The sequence below is a fragment of the Yinghuangia soli genome, assembly GCF_021502675.1.
Taxonomy (GTDB): domain Bacteria; phylum Actinomycetota; class Actinomycetes; order Streptomycetales; family Streptomycetaceae; genus Yinghuangia; species Yinghuangia soli.
In genome coordinates this window covers 269,346-289,586 of sequence record NZ_JAKFHA010000005.1, presented here as the reverse complement: position 1 = coordinate 289,586, position 20,241 = coordinate 269,346, and the positions used below count along the sequence as shown (strand labels likewise).

The 20,241-nt window shown below is 73.7% G+C and carries 14 protein-coding genes; 6 read left to right on the top strand and 8 right to left on the bottom strand.

The annotated features are described in order from the left end of the window. Nucleotides 1-3: 3 nt before the first annotated feature. Together LZ495_RS12520 and LZ495_RS12515 are read left to right on the top strand one after the other, a co-directional pair. On the top strand, nt 4-1,986 hold the full coding sequence (locus LZ495_RS12520) for a caspase, EACC1-associated type (RefSeq protein WP_235052201.1): 1,983 nt from the start codon (nt 4-6) through the stop codon (nt 1,984-1,986). A gap of 184 nt (nt 1,987-2,170) precedes the next feature. Continuing rightward, entirely contained in the window at nt 2,171-4,183 is a 2,013-nt protein-coding gene (locus LZ495_RS12515) for a hypothetical protein (RefSeq protein ID WP_235052200.1), read from the top strand. 83 nt (nt 4,184-4,266) lie between these two features. Here LZ495_RS12515 and LZ495_RS12510 read toward each other — a convergent pair whose 3' ends face one another. Next, nucleotides 4,267-5,418 (bottom strand): penicillin-binding transpeptidase domain-containing protein, encoded by a 1,152-nt coding sequence (locus LZ495_RS12510; protein ID WP_235052199.1) that lies wholly within the window; start codon nt 5,416-5,418, stop codon nt 4,267-4,269. Nucleotides 5,419-5,505: 87 nt separating this feature from the next. Between LZ495_RS12510 and LZ495_RS12505 the strand changes: the two genes are divergently transcribed. After that, nucleotides 5,506-6,489, top strand: coding sequence for a LysR family transcriptional regulator (locus LZ495_RS12505; protein ID WP_235052198.1), 984 nt, complete (start codon nt 5,506-5,508; stop codon nt 6,487-6,489). Next, nucleotides 6,486-7,370 (top strand): serine hydrolase, encoded by an 885-nt coding sequence (locus tag LZ495_RS12500; RefSeq protein WP_235052197.1) that lies wholly within the window; start codon nt 6,486-6,488, stop codon nt 7,368-7,370. Before LZ495_RS12505 ends, LZ495_RS12500 begins: the two co-directional genes overlap by 4 nt. Nucleotides 7,371-7,395: 25 nt before the next feature. On the opposite strand, the gene LZ495_RS12495 is transcribed toward LZ495_RS12500, so the two are convergent. The 5 genes from LZ495_RS12495 to LZ495_RS12475 are packed head-to-tail and all read right to left on the bottom strand — an operon-like array spanning nt 7,396 to nt 14,213. Beyond that, on the bottom strand, nt 7,396-8,475 hold the full coding sequence (locus LZ495_RS12495) for an LLM class F420-dependent oxidoreductase (RefSeq protein WP_235052196.1): 1,080 nt from the start codon (nt 8,473-8,475) through the stop codon (nt 7,396-7,398). Continuing rightward, nucleotides 8,472-9,692 (bottom strand): acetyl-CoA C-acyltransferase, encoded by a 1,221-nt coding sequence (locus LZ495_RS12490; protein WP_235052195.1) that lies wholly within the window; start codon nt 9,690-9,692, stop codon nt 8,472-8,474. Before LZ495_RS12490 ends, LZ495_RS12495 begins: the two co-directional genes overlap by 4 nt. Next, a complete protein-coding gene (locus LZ495_RS12485; RefSeq protein ID WP_235052194.1) occupies nt 9,689-10,930 on the bottom strand; it encodes an acetyl-CoA acetyltransferase in 1,242 nt (413 codons plus the stop codon). The genes LZ495_RS12490 and LZ495_RS12485 overlap by 4 nt, the downstream gene beginning before the upstream one ends. Then, on the bottom strand, nt 10,927-12,753 hold the full coding sequence (locus LZ495_RS12480; protein WP_235052193.1) for a class I adenylate-forming enzyme family protein: 1,827 nt from the start codon (nt 12,751-12,753) through the stop codon (nt 10,927-10,929). Before LZ495_RS12480 ends, LZ495_RS12485 begins: the two co-directional genes overlap by 4 nt. Continuing rightward, nucleotides 12,750-14,213, bottom strand: coding sequence for a carotenoid oxygenase family protein (locus LZ495_RS12475; RefSeq protein ID WP_235052192.1), 1,464 nt, complete (start codon nt 14,211-14,213; stop codon nt 12,750-12,752). The genes LZ495_RS12480 and LZ495_RS12475 overlap by 4 nt, the downstream gene beginning before the upstream one ends. 217 nt (nt 14,214-14,430) lie before the next feature. On the opposite strand from LZ495_RS12475, the gene LZ495_RS12470 reads away from it, so the two are divergent. Then, entirely contained in the window at nt 14,431-15,495 is a 1,065-nt protein-coding gene (locus tag LZ495_RS12470) for a winged helix-turn-helix transcriptional regulator (protein WP_235052191.1), read from the top strand. A gap of 96 nt (nt 15,496-15,591) precedes the next feature. Here the strand turns inward: LZ495_RS12470 and LZ495_RS12465 are convergent, their stop codons facing one another. Both LZ495_RS12465 and LZ495_RS12460 read right to left on the bottom strand, forming a co-directional pair. Beyond that, entirely contained in the window at nt 15,592-16,884 is a 1,293-nt protein-coding gene (locus LZ495_RS12465) for an SPFH domain-containing protein (RefSeq protein ID WP_235052190.1), read from the bottom strand. A 230-nt stretch (nt 16,885-17,114) separates the two neighbouring features. Beyond that, nucleotides 17,115-18,566 (bottom strand): peptidoglycan-binding protein, encoded by a 1,452-nt coding sequence (locus LZ495_RS12460; RefSeq protein ID WP_235052189.1) that lies wholly within the window; start codon nt 18,564-18,566, stop codon nt 17,115-17,117. 325 nt (nt 18,567-18,891) lie between these two features. Between LZ495_RS12460 and LZ495_RS12455 the strand changes: the two genes are divergently transcribed. Next, entirely contained in the window at nt 18,892-20,127 is a 1,236-nt protein-coding gene (locus LZ495_RS12455; protein ID WP_235052188.1) for a phytanoyl-CoA dioxygenase family protein, read from the top strand. Nucleotides 20,128-20,241: the final 114 nt, after the last annotated feature.

Sequence of the window (20,241 nt, the reverse complement as noted above, 5' to 3'; positions counted from 1 at the left end):
GCGATGTCCGCCCGCGCCGCCCTCATCGTGGCCACGACCGTCTATACCGACGAATCGCTGAGCAGGCTCCGCGCGCCCGCGCAGGATGCCGACGCGCTCGAACGCGTCCTTGCCGATCCCAATATCGGCGGCTTCGAGGTCAGCCGCAGCACCGACCGGAACACCCAGGAACTCAAGGAAGACTTCGAGGACTTCCTGTCCGGCCGGAAGCCTGACGACGTCCTCGTCGTCTACCTGACCTGCCACGGGCTGCGGAACGCGCGGGGCAATCTGTTCTTCGCGACGACGAACACCCGCAAGGACCGGCTGGCCTCCACCGGCCTCGAATCCTCTTGGCTGCTGCACCAGTTGGACGACTGCCGGGCCCGGCAGCAGATCGTCATCCTCGACTGCTGCTTCAGTGGCGCGTTCGCGCACGGAGCCAAAGGCGACACCGAGGTGGACGTGCGCGGACAACTGGTCGGAAACTCCCGCGGGCGCGCGATCCTGACCGCCTCGCGCGGCACCGAGTACTCCTTCGAGGGCGAGACTCTGTCGGAGGCCTCCCCGGTCGGCTCGGTGTTCACGACGGGTCTCGTCGAGGGCCTGCGCACGGGCGCGGCTGATACCGACGCCGACGGGATCATCTCGGTGCGGGACGCGTACCAGTACGCCTTCGAGCACGTGCGGAAGAGCGGGACGGAGCAGACCCCGCAGTTGTGGCTGTACGGCAGCGAGGGCGAGATCCCGCTGGCCCGGAACCCGTCCGAGATGCCGCTGATTCCGCTGGAGGAGGACGTCCGGCAGGCCCTGGAAAGCCGCCGCCCGTACCTGCGCATCGGGGCCGTCCTGCACCTGGGAAGTCAGCTGACCGTAGGCACTCCTGCCGAGCGCTCATCGACGCGGCGGCGCCTGGAGGAGGTCGCGCAGCATGATGCCCCGCTGGTGGCCAAGGTCGCCCGGGGTCTGCTCGACGGGCGGCCGGCGGCCGAATCCGTGTCCGAATCCGTGTCCGAGTCCACCAGCACACCTGTGCCCTGGTTGCCCCCGACGGCGGTGCAGCCTGGCAAGCCCGTAATGCCGCAGCCTGGACCACGCCTCGACGAGCCCCGCGTCCTGAAAAGGCTTCGCCGCGAATCGGGCCATTTGCGAACCGTCGCCATCAGCCCTTCCGGCAGGTACCTCGTCGAAGGCGGGCATGACGTGCCTGTTGTCGTCCACAAGCTCCGGAACGGCGAGGTGGCCCGGACGATGAGCATCGGCTACGGGTCTTCCACTCTGAGCTTTGACTTCGAGCCGACCGAGGGGCACCAGCTCGTGGTGGCCGACATGGCCGGGGTCATCCAGGTCTGGGATGCGGCGTCCGGAAGCACGGTCACGCACATCGGCCACGCGGCCGGGCCGGTTCATGCACTGGCCTGCAGCCGCGACGTCAGCTTCGTGGCAGCAGCCGGACAAAGCAGCGACATCCAGTTGTTCGGCCGTCAGGTCGGCAAACTGCACGCCCTTTCGCGGCACACGGACACCGTCCTCGGTCTCGCGTTCGACCGCAGCGGCTCACTCCTCGCCAGCGCCGGCGCGGACGGCATCGTGGTCTTGTGGGACATCCTGACGCTCGAGCCGATCGCCGCCCCGCTGACCGAGGCCGAGGGAGCTTTCCACAGCGTGGCGTTCGATCCGAGGGGCAGTGGCACGATCGTGGCCGTCGGTGCCGATGCCCGACTCCACGTCCGGAACTGGATGACCGACGAAGGCCTCGATCTCCGTACTCCCCACACGACCCAGATCCTGTCGGCTGCCTTCCGACCCGATGGCCGCATGCTGGCGACCACGGACCAGGATGGGCTCCTGGTCCTGTGGGACACCTCCGGACCGGAGTACGTCGTGGACAGGATGTACACGACGCACTCTCCTGTACCTTCCGTGACGTTCAGCCACGACGGCCGGCAGCTCGCCACCGTCACGCACGACAACACCCTCCGCATCTGGGACGTGCCCGGAATGTGAGCCGCTCCCCTGCGGTTGTCGCATCCGGCGCGGGCCATATCTCGTCCCGGCGGTGCCGCACGCCGGGGCGCCTCGTACGATGGCCTCACCGCGGATGTGAGGAGAAATCAAGATCGGCACGGAACAGCACACCCGGTTCATCTCTCCGCTGACCCTCCTGGACGAGTGGTCGCAGCGTGAGGACGTGTTGCACGACGCGTTGGTGCTCGGTACGGCCGGAGACCTCCCCCTGCTGGAGAAGACCGCGGTGTCCGCGGTCCGCGGCATGCGCGGCGCCCGTACCGCGGTGATCGGCGATGCCGCGCACGCGGGATTCGACCCGGCCGACGTCAGCCTCGCGGGGCGCGACTACCTGTACGCGCTGGCCGCGAGCGACACTCCCTTCCGCCCCGCCGCCGTCCTGCTGCTCGGCGGGCACAGCAGCCGCCTGGCCATCGGCCCAGGCGGGCCCGCCTCCGCGGCTGCCGCGGACCGGGCCCCGGACGACGCTGCCTGGACGGTCGTCGAGTGCGAGGGCGGCGCGTCGCACGCGCTGCTCGCGGACTTCGCCGACTGGCTGGACGCGCTGCCCGACGCGGTCCGCCTCGCCCCCTGGGCCGCGGACCATCTCCGGGAACTGGCCCTGCAGTTGACCGAGCGCCACATCACCGCGCCGACCGGCGCGGGCCCCGAGGCGCGGCTGCTGCACAACCTCGGCGGGCCGCTCATCGACGGGCTGCCGTCCGGTCCGGTGGACGAACTCCACGTGTACGCAGGCGTCATCGAGCCGGGCGCGGCCGCGCTGCGCGCGCTCGTCGCGCGGCTCGACCCTGCGCACGTGGTGCTCGGGCTGCGTCCGCAGTGGCCCGCGGACCAGCGCGACGCGGCGCTTGCCGCGCTCACCGGGCGTACCAGCGCGGTGCGTTACCTCGCTCCGGGCGAGCTGCGCCGCGGGCAGGTCGCGCAGTGGCGGATCGGCGACCGGTGGTTCTCGCTGACCGGCAGTGCCGAGCTGACCGAGGCGGCGCTGACGCGGTCGGTCGCCGACGGCGGCAACTGCGAACTTGCCGTGGTGCTGCCGGGGGCGAAGGCCTCCACGTTGGCGCAAGAAGGTCTGGCCGCGGACGCGGTCGCCGAGCCCCTGCCGGTCCGCGACGCTGCCGCGCCGGTGCTGCTCGGTGCCGCCGCCGAGGGCGGGTCGCTGCGGGTGGCCCTGGCCGGCGCCGGGACTGCCGCGGTCACCATTGCGGTCTCCCCCGACGCCTCGGCCGGGTCGTGGCGGACGGTCGGGACCGTTCCGGCCGGGCGGGCGGAGCACGTCCTCGCTGCCGAGGTCGCGCCCGGGACTGCGGTGCGGGCGTCGAGCCCGCGGGCGGACGGCGGGTCTGCGGACTCGGCGGTCGTATACGCGTACGGAGCGGCTCAGGCGGCGCAGCGTGCGGCGTCCGCAGGGGCTGCGGCTGCCCGGGTTGCCGCTGCTCCGGCGGTTCCGGTGACGCCTGTCGCTCCCGTTGCACCTGTCGCTCCGGTTGCACCTGCTGCACCTGTTGCCACTCCGGCCCCGGCCGCCGTTGCGCCCGCGACGAGTGCGACGGCCGCTGCGGCCGCTGCCGCGCCGGTGTCGTCGGCCTCGGTCACGCCCGCGGCTATCGCCCCGGCAGTTGCGCCGCGGCCGGTGGCGGCGCCCGAGCCGGTGCGCCCGGTGTCGGCGTACGCCTCGTCCGGCACGGACAGCCTGATCGGGGACGACGACGCGGAGCCGAGCGAGGCGCTGCTCGAACTCCTCGTCGAGCATGCCGAACTCGAGGAACTGCTCGACTCGTTCCGCTCGTCCGGCTGGTCGGTCGCCTACGACGACGGGCTGTGGGAGCTCTCCGGGACGTGGACGAACCCGGTGCCGGTGGCGGCGCGGGCGGCCGAGCAGATCGGCCGGATCGTCCCGGGCAGCACGCTGCTCCGGGCGCAGGGCAAGAGCACCTGGGTCTTCCTGGCGTGGGACGCGCCGGATCTGGCGATGCTGCTGTCGAACCAGCAGATCTGGCGTTCGTACACGTTCGCCGCGCCCTCGTCGCCGGCGAACAGCTTCGCGAGCGGCGACATCGCCGGTGCGCCGAGCCTGAAGAGTCCGCGGGCGAAGGGCGCTCCGCCCGCGCTGGCCCGCATCCTCGAGGCCGCCGGCCTGGAGTACACGGAGCTGCTGGACCTGCTGTACGCCTGACAGCCGCACGCGGCAGGGCCCGGGTGTCCTCCTGGAATTCCAGGGGATGCCCGGGCCCTGCCGCGTTCCGAGGCCGGCGGGTGTCAGGCCGCCGGGACCGCGGTGAGGAACTCGCGGATGATCGGCCCCGCGGCCGAGGAGCCCGAGGCGCCGCCTTCGACGTAGACCGCGACGGCGATGTTGCCGCGGAAGGCGACCATCCAGCCGTTGGTGGCGTCGCCGACCTCGGCGGTGCCGGTCTTGGCGCCGACGCCCGGCATGCCGCGGAAGACGTCCTTGGCGCTGCCGGTGGTGGCGCATTCGATCATCATGCTCTTGATCGCCTTGCTGACGTTCGCGGGCAGCTTCGCGGACGTCGTGTGGACGGGCATGCCGCGTTCCAGGACCGGCTGGTGGAACTGGCCGGTGACGGCCGTCGCGACGACCGAGGCCATGGTCAGCGGGTTCATCTTGAGGGCGCCCTGGCCGATCATCTGGGCGGCCTTGTCGTTCTCGCTGGTGGCGGGCGGCACGACGCCGTCGACCGAGCCCTGGCCGGTGGCCACCTTCCAGGCGTCGCTGTTGAGGCCGAAGTACTTGGTCGAGAACTCGGAGAGTTCGCGGTCGCCGATGCGGCCGCGCAGGTCGATCAGCGCGGTATTGCAGGAGTGCGCGAAGTCCTGGCGGAAGGTGGCGGCGGGCATCGCCATGCCCTTGATGTTGCCGAACGCCTGCCCGTTCACGGTGCTGGTCGCCGGGCAGGGCACGCGGCCGTCCGGGGTCACCACGCCCTTGTTCAGCAGCAGCGCGGACGTGACGATCTTGAATGTGGAACCGGGCGCGACCGCGCCGGACATCCCGGCCTGCCGGTGCACCGTCGCGGCGATCTCGCCGTTGCGCATGTCGAGGGCGATCAGCGCGGCGGCCGTGTTCTGGCCGACGGCCCGCTCGGCGGCGGTCTGCAGGGCGGGTACCAGGGTCGAGGAGCCCGGTCCGGTGGCGGGTGCCTTGCTGGACGGCTTGGCCGAGGGCGAGGCCGACGCGGATGCCGTCGGGCCGGACGGCGGGGCCGCGGAGGAGCTTGCGGCGGCCGGCGGAGTCGTACTGCCCGCTGCCGAGGCGCCGCCGTCGCCGGTCCCCAGGCCGCATCCGGCCGCGGCCATGCAGGCCCAGGCGGCCAGCACGGCACGGAAGGGGGCGCGCCCGGATATGCCGCCGCCGCGCGCGGCGCGACGGCGTTCGGTGTGAACGGTCATACCGGCCACAAGATCAGACGCCCGTCCGGCATGTCCAAGACCAATATCAATGAACAATTGATATGCGGATCGATATCATTGCTGCTCATGAACCTCGTGGCGCACCTGACGTGCTTCGTCGCGGTCGCCGAGGAACTCCACTTCGGCCGGGCCGCGGCGCGGCTCGGGATGGCGCAGCCGCCGTTGAGCCAGCGCATCCGGCGGCTGGAGGCGGAGCTCGGCGTGCGGCTGTTCGCGCGTTCCAGCCGGCATGTGGCGCTGACCCCCGCGGGGCGTGCGCTGGTGGACGAGGCGTACGACATCCTCGCCCGCGTGCAGCGGATATACGCGCTGGGGTCGGAGGCGGGCGGGGGCCTGCGGGCCGGCATTCCCGGCGACCTCGACGGGTCGGTGGTCGCGGCGCTGATCGCCGCGTTCCGGGCCCGGCGGCCGGACCTGCTGCTCGACCTCGTCCCGCTGGCCACGCCGGAGCAGGCACGGCGGATCGTCGCGGGTGCGCTCGACGTCGGGATCGTGCGCCATCCGTGCGAGGCGCCGGGGCTGGCGTTCGGGCCGATGCTGGCGCAGCCGCTCGGCGTGCTCCTTCCGGCGGACGCAAGGGACGAGGAGGGCAGGTCGGGTGCTGCCGCGGACGGGCCGTCCGGCGGTGGTCCCGAGCTCCATCTCCCGGACCTGAACGGCCGTGCGGCGGTGGTGTTCCCGCGCGACGAGGCACCAGGGGCCTACGACGAGTTGATGGCCGCGTGCCGGCTGCACGGGTTCGCGCCGGGCGTCGTCCACGAGGCGCCGAGCCCGCAGTTCGCGCTCGGCCTGGTCCTTGCCGGGACGGCGCTCGCGCTCGTGCCCCGCGGTGCGGAGGCACCGGGGACGGTGTGGCGGACGGTGGCCGGTGCGTCGCTTGCGCTGCGTACTTCTTGCGTCTGGCGGCACGGTGACGAATCCCCGCCCGGAGTGGAGGACTTCGCGGCGGTGGCCGCTGAGGTGCTGTGCCGTGAAGCGGGCATGAGTCGGCTGGACGCGGCCGCGCCGCGCCGCGTGGTCGTGCGTCCCGCATCGGGGTTCTTCGCATGAGCCCGCGCCAGGCCGTCGAGGCGGTCTTCCGGGATGCGGGTGTCGTCGGCTGCCTGCATGCCGTCGACATCGACCGCGGGCGGGAGTTCGGCGTGGGAGCGGACGAACCGGTGGTGCTCGCCTCGGTGTTCAAGCTGCCGCTGCTGGTGGCGTTCCACCGGGAGGTCGCGGCGGGCGTGCTCGATCCGCGGAGTCCGGTCACGCTGCTGCCGGACGAGCGGTATGCCGGGCCGACCGGTATCTCGATCCTGGCCGACCCGGTGACGATGTCGCTGCGCGACCTCGCCGCGATGATGATGACGGTGAGCGACAATGCCGCCGCCGACGAGGTGTTCGCGCACGTCGGTGCCGATGCGGTCGCCCGTACGCTGCAGGAGTTGGAGCTGCGCGGCACGCGGGTGGTCGGCGACAGCCGGACCGTCCACGACTCGCTGCTCGACGACAGCGGCGCCGCCGGAGCCGCTGAGCTGTGGGAACGCCTGGGCACGCCGGGTGTGCTGTCCCGGGTGCGCGCACTCGACCCGCTGCGGACGAGTGCGACGACCTGCCGCGACATGACGAGACTGGCCGCGGCGATCTGGCGTGACGAGGCCGCGCCGCCCGAAGAGTGCGCGCAGATGCGCAGGCTGATGGGGCTTCAGGTGTGGCCGCACCGCCTGGCGTCCGGATTCCCGTACGACGACGTCATGGTGAGCGGCAAGACCGGGACACTGCCGACCATCCGCAACGAGGCGGGCGTCGTGGAGTATCCGGACGGCGGGCGGTACGCAGTGGCCGTGTTCACGCGGTCGCACGCGCTTGCGGCGGTGGCGCCGCGAGCGGACGCGGCCATCGGGACGGCGGCGCGCTTGGCCGTGCAGTACTTGCGCGCCGCCGGGTGAGCGGCCGGAACAGGTCGGACTCGGTCTAGGCGGGAGGCCTCACTGCCGTGCGCAGTTCGGTGAGGGTCCGAGTGCCGCCCGGGTCCGCTTCCGTCGCGGCCGGGACGACGACGAACTCGTCGACGCCTGCGGCGGTGTACTCGGCGACGCGGGCGGCCGGGTCCGCGGTGACCGCGACGACGTCGACGAGTTCGCGGGGTACGGCAGCCAGGAGGTCGCGCGGGTGGGGCGCGGTGCGGGCGTAGGCGACCACTTCGCCGAAGCCGGCCCGGGTGAACATGTCGGCGTAGCCGGGGGCGGCCAGGTAGGGCACGAGGCCGCGGCGCAGTTGCTCCACGCCCGGCGGCACGTCGCCGGCGCCGGTGTCCGGGGCGGGCTGTGCCGCCGCGCCTTCGAGTGCGGCGCACACCCAGACGGCGACCGCGGGGCGGGGGCGTCCGACTTGGCGGGCGGCCTTTTCCAGGTCGGCGATCAGGTCGGCGGCGGTCTCGGGCGAGACGAGGTTGAGGACGAGGCGGTCCGCGTGCCGGGCCGCGGTACGCAGTGCCGCGGGGCCGAATGCGGCGATGGTGAGCGGTCCGGGCACCGCGGGCAGCCGCAGCCGGAAGCCGCGGCAGCGCAGCACCTCGCCGTCCAGGTCGGCGCGCCCGCCGGCCAGCAAGGTGCGTACTGCGCCCGCGGATTCGTCGAGGGCGCGGGCGGCGCGGGCGCGTGAGCGGCCGTGCCAGTCCTCGACCACCACGGTCGAGGACGTGCCCAGCGCGACGCCGACCGGGCGGCCGGTGAAGTCGGCGACGGAGGCGGCGCCCATGGCGATGGTCGCGGGGTCGCGCACGGTCACCGCGAGCGGTCCGATGGTCAGCGGGATACGCGTGGTCCGCGCTGCGGCGGCGACGGCCAGTGCGAAGGCGTCGTAGGTGGCCATCTCGCCGATCCACAGCTCGTCGTAGCCGAGGCGGTCGGCGGCTTCCGCGGTGGCCAGGGCCTCGCCGGGCGGCCGGTCCTGCCAGAGTCCGAGGGACACGGACAGCTTGGCCCCGGGCGCTCCGCCCGGGACGGCGCGCGCCGTGTCGGCACCCACTTCGGAATCCGGCGTCGCCGTCATGATGCTGCCTCCAGGATCACCGCACTGCCCAGACCGGCCGCGCCGCTGACCGCGGCGGCTCCGAACCTACCTCCCGACCGGGCGAGTTCGTCGGCGCAGGCGCCGATGAGGATGGCCCCGGTGGCGCCGAAGGCATGGCCCATCGCGATGGTGCCGCCGTTGACGTTGAACCGGTCGTCGCCGAAGCCGAGTTCGTCCTGGATCTTCAGGCACAGCGCGGCGAACGCCTCGGCGTATTCGATCACGTCGAGGTCGCCGGGTTGCTGTCCGGCGCGTTCGAGCGCCCGGACCAGGGCGGTCTGCCCGGCGACGAGCATGCGGACGGGGTCGGCGCCGGCCGAGGCCGTGGCGGCGATACGGGCCCGCGGCGCCAGGCCGAGCCGTTCCGCGGCGTCCGCGGTCCCGATCAGCATCAGGCAGGCCGCGTCCGCGACCGACGGAGAGGTGCCGCGGGTGTGGAGGTGGCGGATCTCCTTGAGGTGCGGCAGGTGGTGCAGGGCGAGAGCGTCCTGCCCGTCGGCGCCGAGCTCGGTAAATGCCGGTTCGAGTGCGGCGAGTTGGTCGTACGTCGTGCCGGGCCGGACGTGTTCGTCGTGGGCGAGCAGGACGGTGCCGTCGGCGGCCGCGACCGGGACCACGGCCGGAGTGAACCGGCCTTGCTCCCAGGCGGCTGCGGCCCGCTGCTGGGTGCGCACGCCGTACTCGTCCAACTCGGGGCGCTCCCGGCCGTCTTCGGTGGCGACGACGTCGGCGGCGATGCCCATGTGCACGCTGCCGACGCCCCGGACCACCGCAGGGTCGGTCCACAGCGGTCCTTCGTCGGCGAACATCGGCACGCGGGAGCTTGATTCGACGCCGCCCGCGACGACCAGGTCGGCCTGCCCGGACCGGACCAGTGCGGCCGCGGCGGCGACCGCGTCGATGCCGGAGGCGCAGAACCGGTTGACGGTCTGCCCGGGGATGGCGTGCGGCCATCCGGCCACCAGGACGGCGGTGCGGGCGAGGTTGGCGCCCTGGTCGCGGACCTGGCCCGCGCACCCCAGGATCACGTCGTCGACGTGCGCGGGGTCCAGGCCGGTGCGCGCGACGAGGGCGTCGAGGAGTCCGCGGACCAGGTCGAGCGGAGGCACCGCGGCGAGCCCTCCCCGGGCGGACGCCTTGCCGCGGGGGGTGCGGACGTACGCCAGCAGGTGGGCGTCCGGATTGCGGACCGTCACGCATCTCCTCCTCGGGTGACCACGGTGGCGACCGCGGTGGTGAACGAGCCGCCGATGTTGAGCGTCAGGGCGGTGCGGGCACCGTCGACCTGGGCGGCGCCCGCGGTGCCGGCGACCTGGCGGGCGGCGTCGTGGAGCATGCGCACGCCGGTGGCGCCGACCGGGTGGCCGAGGCCGAGCAGGCCGCCGCCGGGGTTGATCGGGAACGGGACGGGTTCGCCGGCCTCCGCCGCTTCGACCAGGCGGCCGCCCTGGCCGGGGCCGATGCCGGGCAGCCCGAGGTGTTCGTAGGCCACCAGGGCCGAGATGGTGAAGCAGTCGTGGAGTTCGGCGACGTCGACGCCGGCCGCGCCGCGCAGTCCGGCCCGCCGGTACGCGTCCGCGACCGCGCCGGCCAGGTGCGGGAACATCGTGCCGTCGGGCGTGCGGCGGGCCAGCTTGTCGGACAGCAGCAGGGTGTCCGTGGTGTGCCCGAACCCGGCGAGCCGCGGGACGTCGCCGAGGGTGCGGCGGTGCGCGGTGGCCCAGGCCGCGGCGTAGCGGGGCGAGGCGAGCAGCACGGCGGCCGCGCCGTCGGTGATGCGGCCGCAGTCGGTGCGGCGCAGGCGCCCTTCGACGAGCGGGTTGGCGGTGTCGTCGGCGGTGAATGCGGCGGGTTCGAAGTTCCAGTCGCGGGCCTGGGCCTGGGGATTGCGGCGGGCGTTCGCGAAGGCGCTGCGGGCGATGGCACCGAGGTGCTCCGCGTCGAGGCCCCAGCGCTGGTCGTACGCCTCCGCGACGTCGGCGAACAGCGCGGGCCACGGGAAGGTGGCGCCGACGGCCTCGCGGCCGGCCCAGGCGGCGCTGCCGAGATTGGCGGCGGCCTGGTCGGCGGGCACGTTGCGCATCAGCTCGACGCCGACGACCAGGGCCAAGTCGTAGCGTCCGGCCGCGATTTCGGCGTCCGCAGCGAGCAGGGCGATGCTGCCCGACGCGCAGGCGGCTTCGTGCCGGCTTGCCGGGAGTCCGGCGAGGTCGGGCAGTGCCGAGGCAGTGAGTCCGCCCAAGTGGGACTGCCCGGCGAAGAGTTCGCCGGCGTGGTTGCCGACGTGCACGACGTCGACGTCGGCCACGTCGACCATCGCGTCGGCCAGGGCCCCTTCCGCGGACTCGCGGATCATGTCCACGAGGCCGAGGCCTTCCTTGGCCCAGTTGCGGGCGAAGTCGGTCTGGGCGCCGCCCAGGATGTACGCGGTCACGGTCCCTCCTCGGTCCGGTCCGGGGCGGTGGGGGCTGCGTCGCGGTAGCGGGCGCGCAGCTCGGTCTTGAGGACCTTGCCGACGGGGTTGCGGGGCAGCACGTCGACGGTCTCCAGGCGTTCGGGCAGCTTGTAGGTGGCGATGCGGCGGTCGCGCAGGAAGTCCACGAGGCCGCCGAGGCCGAGTGCCGAGCCGGGGGTGGTCACGACCACGGCGCAGGCGCGTTCGCCCAGGACGGGGTCGGGTACCGCGACGACCGCGGCGTCGGTGATCTCCGGGTGGGCGAGGATGTGGCCTTCGAGTTCGGCGGCCGAGATGTTCATGCCGCCGCGGACCACGATGTCCTTGGCGCGGTCGACGTAGCGCAGATAGCGCGGCTCCCCCGCGGCGGCGGAAGCCGAGGGCTCCTCCCCCGTGGCGTACGCGAAGATGTCGCCGGTCCGGAACCACCCTTCCGCATCGAAGGCGTCGCCCGGTTCGCGGCCGAGGTAGCCGGCGAAGACCCCCGGCCCCTTGATGCGCAGCTCGCCGGGCCGGTCGGCCTCGGTCACCTCCTCGCCGGTGGCCAGGTCGACCAGGCGGGTCTGCATGCCCTGGGCGGCGCGGTTGGCCCAGGTGCGGCCGGGGGCGCCGAAGCGCGGGAAGTACCGGGCCCGGTCCCGGTGGTCCGGCACGGTCCGCGGTCCGGAGACCAGGCTCGCCCCCTCGTTGGAGCCGAAGAAGTTGAGCACCTCGATGCCGAACCGGTCGGCCCAGCCGGTGGTCATCGCCTCGGTGAGCGGGGCCGCGCCGGAGCCGACGACGCGCAGCGAGGCCAGCGCCCCCTCCGGGAGTCCGGCGGTGCCGAGGACCATGGCCAGCAGCGCGGGCGGCACCACGGTGTAGGTGACCTGCTCGGCGGCGATCTGGCCGAAGAACACCGCCGGGTCGAACGGGTGGTGCTGCACCAGCACCGCGCCGGTCATGAGCCAGGGCACGAACATGCCGCCCAGCCCGGCCATGTTGACCATCGGGAACGGATTGAGCAGGACGTCGGCGGCGGTCAGCGCGGCCTCGTCGACGCTGCCGAGCGCCATCGGATGCCAGTCGTCGGCGCAGCGCGGCACGCCCTTGGGGACGGCTTCGGTGCCGGAGGTCCAGCACACGGTCACGCAGTCGCCGGGGTGGCGGGTGAACGACTTGAGGTGGGCGGCCAGCGCGCTGTCGTCGGGGTCGTCCGCCGCGGCGGCGAGTGCGGCGTCGAGGCCGACCACGCCGTGCGGGAAGGCCGGGATGCCCGTGGTGCCGTCGGCCTCGGCTGCCCCGGCGTCCCCCGCTGCCCCGGCCGCGCCTGCTGCGTCCCCGAAGGCCAGCACAGTGACGTCGGCCGGGTAGATGTCACGGGCGTTCTGCGCCGCGGGACGTTGCCCGATGCGCCGCGAGGTCAGGAAGTGCGTGACGCCGGCCAGGCTGCCGAGGGTGCCCAGTTCGTGCTCGCGGTGCTGCACGGGGAACGGCGTCACGATGCCGCCGAGCCGTCCGACCGCGAGGTAGGCGGCCACGAGGTCGGTGCAGTTGGGGAGTTGGACGCCGACCATGGTGTCGACGCCGACCCCTCGGGCGAGCAGGACGCGCGCCAACCGGTCGACGTACGCGTCGAGTTCGGCCCAGGTGAGGCGGCGGGGCGGGCCGTCGAGGTGGACTTCGCGGTCGGGCGGGTCGACGACCGCGGTGGCGTCCGGGCGTTCGGCGGCCCGGGCGCGGAACATCTCGTCCCAGGTCGGAGCGCCCCACCAGCCGGCCTCGGTGTAGGCGGCGGTGCGTGCTTCGGGGTGGAGTCTCACCGGGCCTGCTCCAGTTGGTCGGCGCGGACCCAGCAGGAGTGGAAGCCGGTCGGCACGCGCTGCGGGAGCAGGATGCGGCACACCGGTCCGGCGGCGAGGTCGGCGGCGTCCAGGACGACGACCTCGGAGCGGTTCTCGCGTTCGTCGTGCACGAAGGTGACCAGGTAGCCGTCGTCTTCGGCGGTGCCGCCGTCGCGCGGCGCGAAGGGCGCCTCGGAACCCCAGCGGCCCGGGCCGAAGCGGTGGTCCTGGCGGGCGCCGGTGTGCAGGTCGTAGCGCACCAGGCCGTCGAAGAGCAGGGTGTCCTCGCGGGCGATGTGCACGGCGTACCCGTACTGGTTGCGGCGGCCGACGACGCGCGAGTCGACCATCGGGAACTCGGTGTTGTCATCGTCCCGCGGGCCTTCCCGGGTGGTCCCGGTGCGCAAGTCGAACCGGTAGCGCCACAGTTGGGCGTCGAGCCGCAGGTACGCCAGCATGCGGGCGAGCGGGTGCGTGATGCGGGGCTGGTGCTGCGGGTCCTTGACCCGGCAGACATCCATCACGATCTCGTGGCCTTCTTCCCACGCGTTGACCACGTGGTAGATGTAGCCGGGCGCGGCCTCGAACCAGCGGACCTGGGAGCCGTCGCCCTTGCGCGGCAGGACCGCGAACCGGGAGGGGAGTTCCCGGTCGAAGTGGATGCGGTAGCGGCCCCGGCGGCGGGCTTCCTGGTCCTGGATCAGCGGCAGGTCCATGAGCACGGCGTGGTTCTCGGTGATGGCCATGTCGTGCGGCAGGCGGGGGCCGGGGATGTCGATCTCGGTGGTGTGCACGACCTTGCCGTCCGGGCTGACCACGCCGTAGCGCAGGTACGGCGGTTCGGGCCCGTAGTCGAACCAGAACAGCTCGCCGGTGGCCTCGTCGACCTTGGGGTGGGCCATGAAGTCGCCGGTCAGGGTGCCGAGGAAGTTCTCCGGGCCGAGGGTGCGCAGCGAGAGCGGGTCCATGCTCATCGGGGTGCCGCACAGGTACCAAGTGGACAGCAGGCGGCCGTTGAAGAACACCACGTCGGTGTTGGCCGAGTCCTTGAGGCCGAGGCCGTGCCCGTTGCCGAACGGGTTGCCGGCGGGGTCCTCCATGACGCCGCTCCACAGGCCGTGCCCGGCGGCGGTCTCGGCGTCGAAGGCGGCGGTGCGGACCCACTTGTTGGTGTAGCGCGCCCGGCCGTTCTCGAAGTGCAGGGCGTGGATCATGCCGTCGCCGTCGAACCAGTGGTAGCGGCCCGGCACGGCGAACCGCCGGTTGGGCCCGTTGCGCAGGTAGACGCCGTTGAGGTCGCGCGGGACCTCGCCGATCACTTCCAGATCGTCTGCGACGATCTCGGTCCCGACCGGGGCGTACACGCCCAGCAGGTACGGGTTCTCCTCACCGTCCGCGACCGCCTGGGAAGCCGGTACGCCGTTTCGGGTTTCGCTCATCAACGCCTCCGCCGAGCACAAGATCCTGGCCGGTTCCGGTGTGGTGCGTCGTGCGTGGTACTGCCCCGGACGTTACTGCCACTCGGTGAATACTTCCAGAGACGAAGTGACTCGATCGATGCTCCGGCGGGCTTCGGAGCACGCCGCGGCAGGCTTTCGAGTGCGCCGGGGCGGGCACGGTCGCGGCGCGGGGGCCGGACCCTGGATACTGCGCGTGATGACATCGCCCGCCGCGGCCCGGCCGCCCGCACCGCCCACGACGCCCGGCGCGTCCGCGCCCGCCGCGCCCTCCGCGGCGCCGGCGGCGCAGCCGCGCCCGACGTCGCTGGGCCACGGGCTGCTGGTCATGGGCGATCTGTGGAACCTGCTGCTGGTACGCAGCCTGCTGACCGGCGGACCGGCCCGCTTCCTCGACCTGAAGGCCGCGCTGGGGATCTCGGACCCGGTGCTGAGCCGCCGGCTGCGCGACCTGGCCGCGGACGGCGTGATCGCCGGGGAGGAGTACACCGCGTCGCCGCCGCGCCTCGAGTACCGGCTGACCGGGACGGGTGCGGACCTGTGGCCGGTGTACGTCGCGCTGCACGTGTGGGACCGGCGCTGGGCGCCGGCATCGCCGCTGCGCCTGCATGCGGCGCTGCGGCACGCGAAGTGCGGGCGCCGGACCGACCCGGTGTTCGGATGCGGCGCGTGCGGGGCGATCGGGCTGAGCGCCCGCGACACGGCCGCCGAGGTGGACACCTCGATCCCGTTCGCGTCGGCCAACCCGCGGCGGCGCTACCACCGTTCGGCGAGCGCCGCGGGCGCGGCAGGCGACCCGTCCGCAAGTACGGGTACGGGTGCCGGGGCGGCGGCGGCTGCGTCCGCGGGTGCGGCAGCAGGTACGGCGAGCGCCGCGGTCCTGGCGGACCGGACGTCCACATCCCTGCTGGCCGCGGCGTTCCTGGGGAACCACCGGTTCGGGGACTTCCAGGCGCTGCTGCACGACACCGCGCCGCAGACCCTGACCGCGCGCCTGGGCCTGCTCACCGAGCAGGCGATCCTGGCGAAGACGCCGCTGCGCGAGGGCGGCCGGCGGCACGGCTACCGGCTGACCCCCAAGGGCCACGACTTCTTCCCGACGTTCGCATTCCTGATCGCCTGGTCGGGGCGCCGGTTCCAGGACGACGGACGGCCCGGGGTGGCGATCGTGCACCGCGCGTGCGGGCAGCCGCTCGTCCCGCGCTGGACCTGCAACGCGTGCAACGAGCCTTTGGACGGCGCCGAGTTCACCGCCGACGCCTAGGCCAAGTCGGCCGGAAGCGGCGAGGCCCCGGGGCTCGCCCGCGTGATGCGGGCGGGTCCCGGGGCCTCTGCGTACCGACCGGTCGCGCGGCCCGGATCAGTCGCGCGCGGCCGGGCCCGCAGTGCCGCGGGCGGTGTACATCGCCACGGTCAGGTCGCGGACGAACTCGGTGCGGCCGTCCTCGTCCAGGCGTACGAGCGCCCGCCGGGTGAACTGGTCGACGGCCTGCGACACGGTGTCGACGACGTCGTCGAGGACCGCGGTGCGGGTGGCGGCGTCCAGGCTGGCGATACGGCGGCGCAGCATCGACTCGGCGACCTGCGGCGCGTAGTCGATGTGCAGGGCCTGGACGGAGTAGACCTGCACGCCGGCCGCGGTCATGGCACCGGCCAGCCGCCGGGTCATCTCCTCGCCGATGTGCTCGGTGTCGCGCAGCGAGGGGGCGCCGCGCGTGAAGCTGTCGCACGGGAAGGACGCGGTGACCGCGCTGACCGCGGCCTCGATCTGCTGGCGCAGGTACTGCTCGTGGTCGCGGACCGCGAAGCGCGCCCGGGCGCTGTCCCGGATCTGCCAGACGACCAGCACCATGACCTGGAGCGGAGTGCCCTGACGGTCGGTCAGGTCCATCGGGCGGCTGCGCCAGTGCCGCAGCCGCACGTCGATCCGGCGGCGCCGGTTGAACGGTGCCGCCCAGACGAGGCCGGTGCGGCGGACCGTGCCGTGGTAGCGGCCGAAGCGGCTGAGCACGCGCACGCTGCCGGCCGGCACGACGGTCAGGCCCAGCAGCAGGACCAGGGCGAGCGCCGCGGCGGCCGCGCCGATGCCGACCGCGACCTGCGGCGAGACGTCCAGGAGGGCGCTGCCGCGCAATTGTCCGGGGAGCCGGCCGTCGATGCGCCCGGAGGCGGCGGCCGCCCAGGCAGCGGTGGCCACCGCGGCCAGCAGGACGGCGCCGGCCAGCCAGCCGGGGAGGGTGAGGGCGCGGCGTTCGCGCAGGTCCTGGTCGGCGCGCGGGAACCGGGCGCGGACCACGGTGGTCGACGGCTCGCCGCCGGGTCCGGTGCCGTGCGGTGCGTCGTCGTGGGTGACGGGCTGGAGGGCGGTCCGGTCCGCCGTGCCGTCGATGCGGTTCGCCATGTGGTCGCCTCGTTCCAGGGAGCCCGGGTCCGCCAGGTGCGCCGCCGGGGCGGCGGTGCCGAGTCCGGACGCGGTGAGCGCCCGGACTTCGGCGGTGTCCAGCACCCGCCCGTCGATCGCGCGGTCCGCGACCGCCGGGCCGGCCGCGGCGTCGCGGTCCAGGACGGTGACGATCACCGGCCCGTCCGCGCCGCCCGGCTGCGGGCGGCCCCCCGGCCCGGCCGCACCGCCCATCGGCTCTTCGCGTGTCAACCTGTGCTCCTCACGCGCCGTCGCCGGCGCCGGTCTGCGGCGGAGGACCTGCCGCCGGGGTGGTTCCTGGTCCTGTGCTTCTGCTGCGCCGGTGGTCCGGCGCCGCCGCGGCGCGTCTTCCGGTACGCCGTGCGGTGCTTGTGGCCGCCGGGCACGCGGCCGGCGGGTCGGAAGGTCGGGGTACCCCGCGGGGTCCGCGGTGATCCGTGGCGATCGGGGGTGATCCCAAGTCAGCGCATGAGCAGGGCCCAGGTGTCCTTGCCCGGTATTCCGTCGGCCTCGTCGCCGCGCCAGCCTTGCGCGCGCTGGAAGGCCGCGGTGGCCTGCTGGTCGGCGGCGCCCCAGGTCGGGCCGGGGCCCTGCCGGTAGAAGCCGCCGTACCCCTTGCGGACCAGCGCTTGGCCGAGCTGCGTGATGTACGCGTTCGACTTGCCCGGCCCGAAGTACTGCGCACCCGGGAAGGGCGTGGCACCGGGCGTGGTGGGCGGCGTGGTCTGCGGGGGCGTGCCGGGATTCGCACCGCTGGTTCCGCCGGTTCCGCCGCCGGTGGTGGCGCCGGCCATCAGGCGGCTCCAGGTCTCCTTGCCGGGGATGCCGTCGGCGTCGTCGCCGGTCCAGCCCTGCGCGCGCTGGAACGCGGCGGTGGCCTGCTGGTCGGCGGCGCCCCAGGTCGGGCCGGGGCCTTCGCGGTAGTAGCTGCCGTATCCCTTGCGCACGAGGGCCTGGCCGAGCTGCGTGATGTAGGCGTTCGACTTGCCCGGCCCGAAGTACTGGGTGCCGGGGAACGGGGTGACGCCGGGGGCGGTCGTGCCGCCGCCCGGGGTGCCGCCGTTGTTGCCGGCGCTGCCGCCTTCGCTGATGTTCTTGTAGCGGTACGGCTTGTAGCTCGACGCGTAGTTGAAGTACGCGTACGGGATGGTGCGGTGCTTGGTGCCGGGCTGGGTCTGCTCGTAGCCGACGTAGCCGGTGCGCGAGGAGTCGGTCCACCGCTCGAAGATGACGACGTGCGACCCGCGGACCGGGTTGGCGTAGTTGTGGAAGAGCAGGATGTCGCCGGGCTTGAGGTCGCTCTTGGCGATCGGGTAGGCGTAGTTGGCGAGGTTGCCGGTCCAGGCGTTCTCGCTCAGTCCCCAGGCCATCGACACGAAGCCGGAGCAGTCGGTGCGGTAGCCGCCGCGGTAGGCGGACTGGCTGTAGGGCACCACGATGTCGGACCACGTGCGGGCCCGCTCGAGTATCTGCTGGCGGGTGACCGTGGTGAGCGCGTTCAGGCCGGGTGCCACCGCGGGGGTGACGGTCTTGCCGCCGCTCGATCCGAGGCGCAGCGGGCCGGGTTCGCCCTGCGGGCTGCCGGGCGTGCCGTCGTCCCAGGCCGCGAAGTCGGGTCCCGCGGCCGGGGGGTGCTGCTCCTGGACCTGCTCCTGCTCCTGGGTGCCGTCCGCCAGCGGCCGGCGCGGGCCCGCGTCGTCGAGCGTGGTGTCGGGGTCGAGGGCGCGGGCCAACGCGGGGGCGACCCCCGCCGCGACGAACCCGGCGGTCACGACCGTGGCCGCGGTACGGCGGGCGCGGCGGACGGGACTGCCGCCGCTGCGCAGGGCGAGCGACTCCAGGCGGCGCGCCGATACGCACGCGAGGCACGTGCAAGAGGGGTCGGCGACGTCGTCGAATACGGGGGCTTCCATGTGCACCTGCCTCGCCGTTGCGCTTGTGGGCGCTGGTCTGCGCTTGTGTCTGCTCACTGCTCGCCGGCCCGCGGGAGGGCCGGACATCGGAGTACCGAGGATGGAACGATCAAGACGATTGAACACCATTAATCACACAAGTCACGCCCATTCGGTCCAATTCGGTCATTAATTCACTAGAGCCTCATAAACCTCAGGTCACCCATTGGGACGCTTCCGGGTGCGGCGCGCGGGGCGATGTACCCGCCGGGCTGCGCAGGCCTGGTGACGGCTCGTCAGGCACGGCATACTGCGGCCGATGTCACCTGCGGGGAGGGGCGCCGCCATGCACGCGACCGACCGGATCGACGCAGAGACGTACCACCGGGACATCGTGCCGGGCCTGCTCGCCGGCACCCGCGGCACGCTGGCCGCGGCCGGACTCGCGGGGCTCGACCCGCTGACCCTCGTGGTCGGCGACGCCGCATGGACGTACCGCGCCGACGACGGGCGGCTGCGCGTCGAGCCGGCCGACGGCGAGAGCGGTGCGCGCGACACCGGAACCGGGACCGCGGCCTCGCCGGACGCCGGGAAGGGGTCGGTCTGCGTGCTGTCCCCCGACGCCTGGACGGACTTCGTCACGCAGTTGCGGACCGCCGCGGCCCTGGCCATCGCCGGGGACGTCGAGGTGCGGCGCGGCACGGTGCTCGACCTGTTCGCCTGGGAGCCCGCGCTGCGCGCGCTCTACCAGGGCATTCCGATCTACCGGTCGACGGGCCCGACCGTCACCGACGGCGCGGGCCGGCCGGTGGATCTGGAGCGGGCGTGGACGCTCGGCGACACGGATGCCGACCTGGCCGCGTTCTTCGAGGCGACCGGCGTGATGCGGGTCCGCGGCGTGTTCACCGCCGAGGAGATCGCCGCATTCAACGCCGAGGTCGACCGGCTGGCGGACCTGGCCCGGACCGACGACGGGCGGTCGTGGTGGGCGGCCGCCGAGGACGGCACCGACATCCTGTGCCGCATGGTCTACGCGAACGACCACTCGCCGCTCATCGCCGGCCTGGCGCGCGACCCCCGGCTGCTGCGGCTGTCCGGACTGCTGCACCCGGACCTGGCCGCCTGCACGGACCGCATGGAGGGCATCTCGGTCCTGCTCAAGCCCCCGGGGCGGCTCAAGGGACTGGCGAACATCCCGTGGCACACCGACTGCGGCCTCGGCGGGCACCAACTGCGCTGCCCGGCGGTCGCGGTCGGCATCCAGCTGACCGGCTCGTCGCCGGAGAACGGCTGCCTGGAGGCGATCGCGGGCACGCACGGCAAGACCTGCCCGGCGCCGGAGAAGGACGACCTGGCCGGACTGCCGCACATGTCGGTGCCGACCGACCCCGGCGACGTCACCGTGCACATCGCGGACGTCCTGCACGCCTCGCCGCCGCCGACCGGGACCGGCGGGCGGCGCACGATGTACGTGACGTTCTACCCGCCGTCGCTGTTCGAGACGGTCGGCAAGGGCCTCGCGGCCAACGACCTGATCCGCAGCCGGAGCGCGAGCGAACTGGACGCAAGCCTGGGGCGCTGACGTACGCGCGCCGCTCCCCGTCCTGCGGGAAGCGGCGCGACTGCGGTCGCGGGCCGCCCGGGGGGGGCGGCCCCCGGGGGCGCCCCTGGTGCGCGGCGGGGGGGTCGGCTCCGC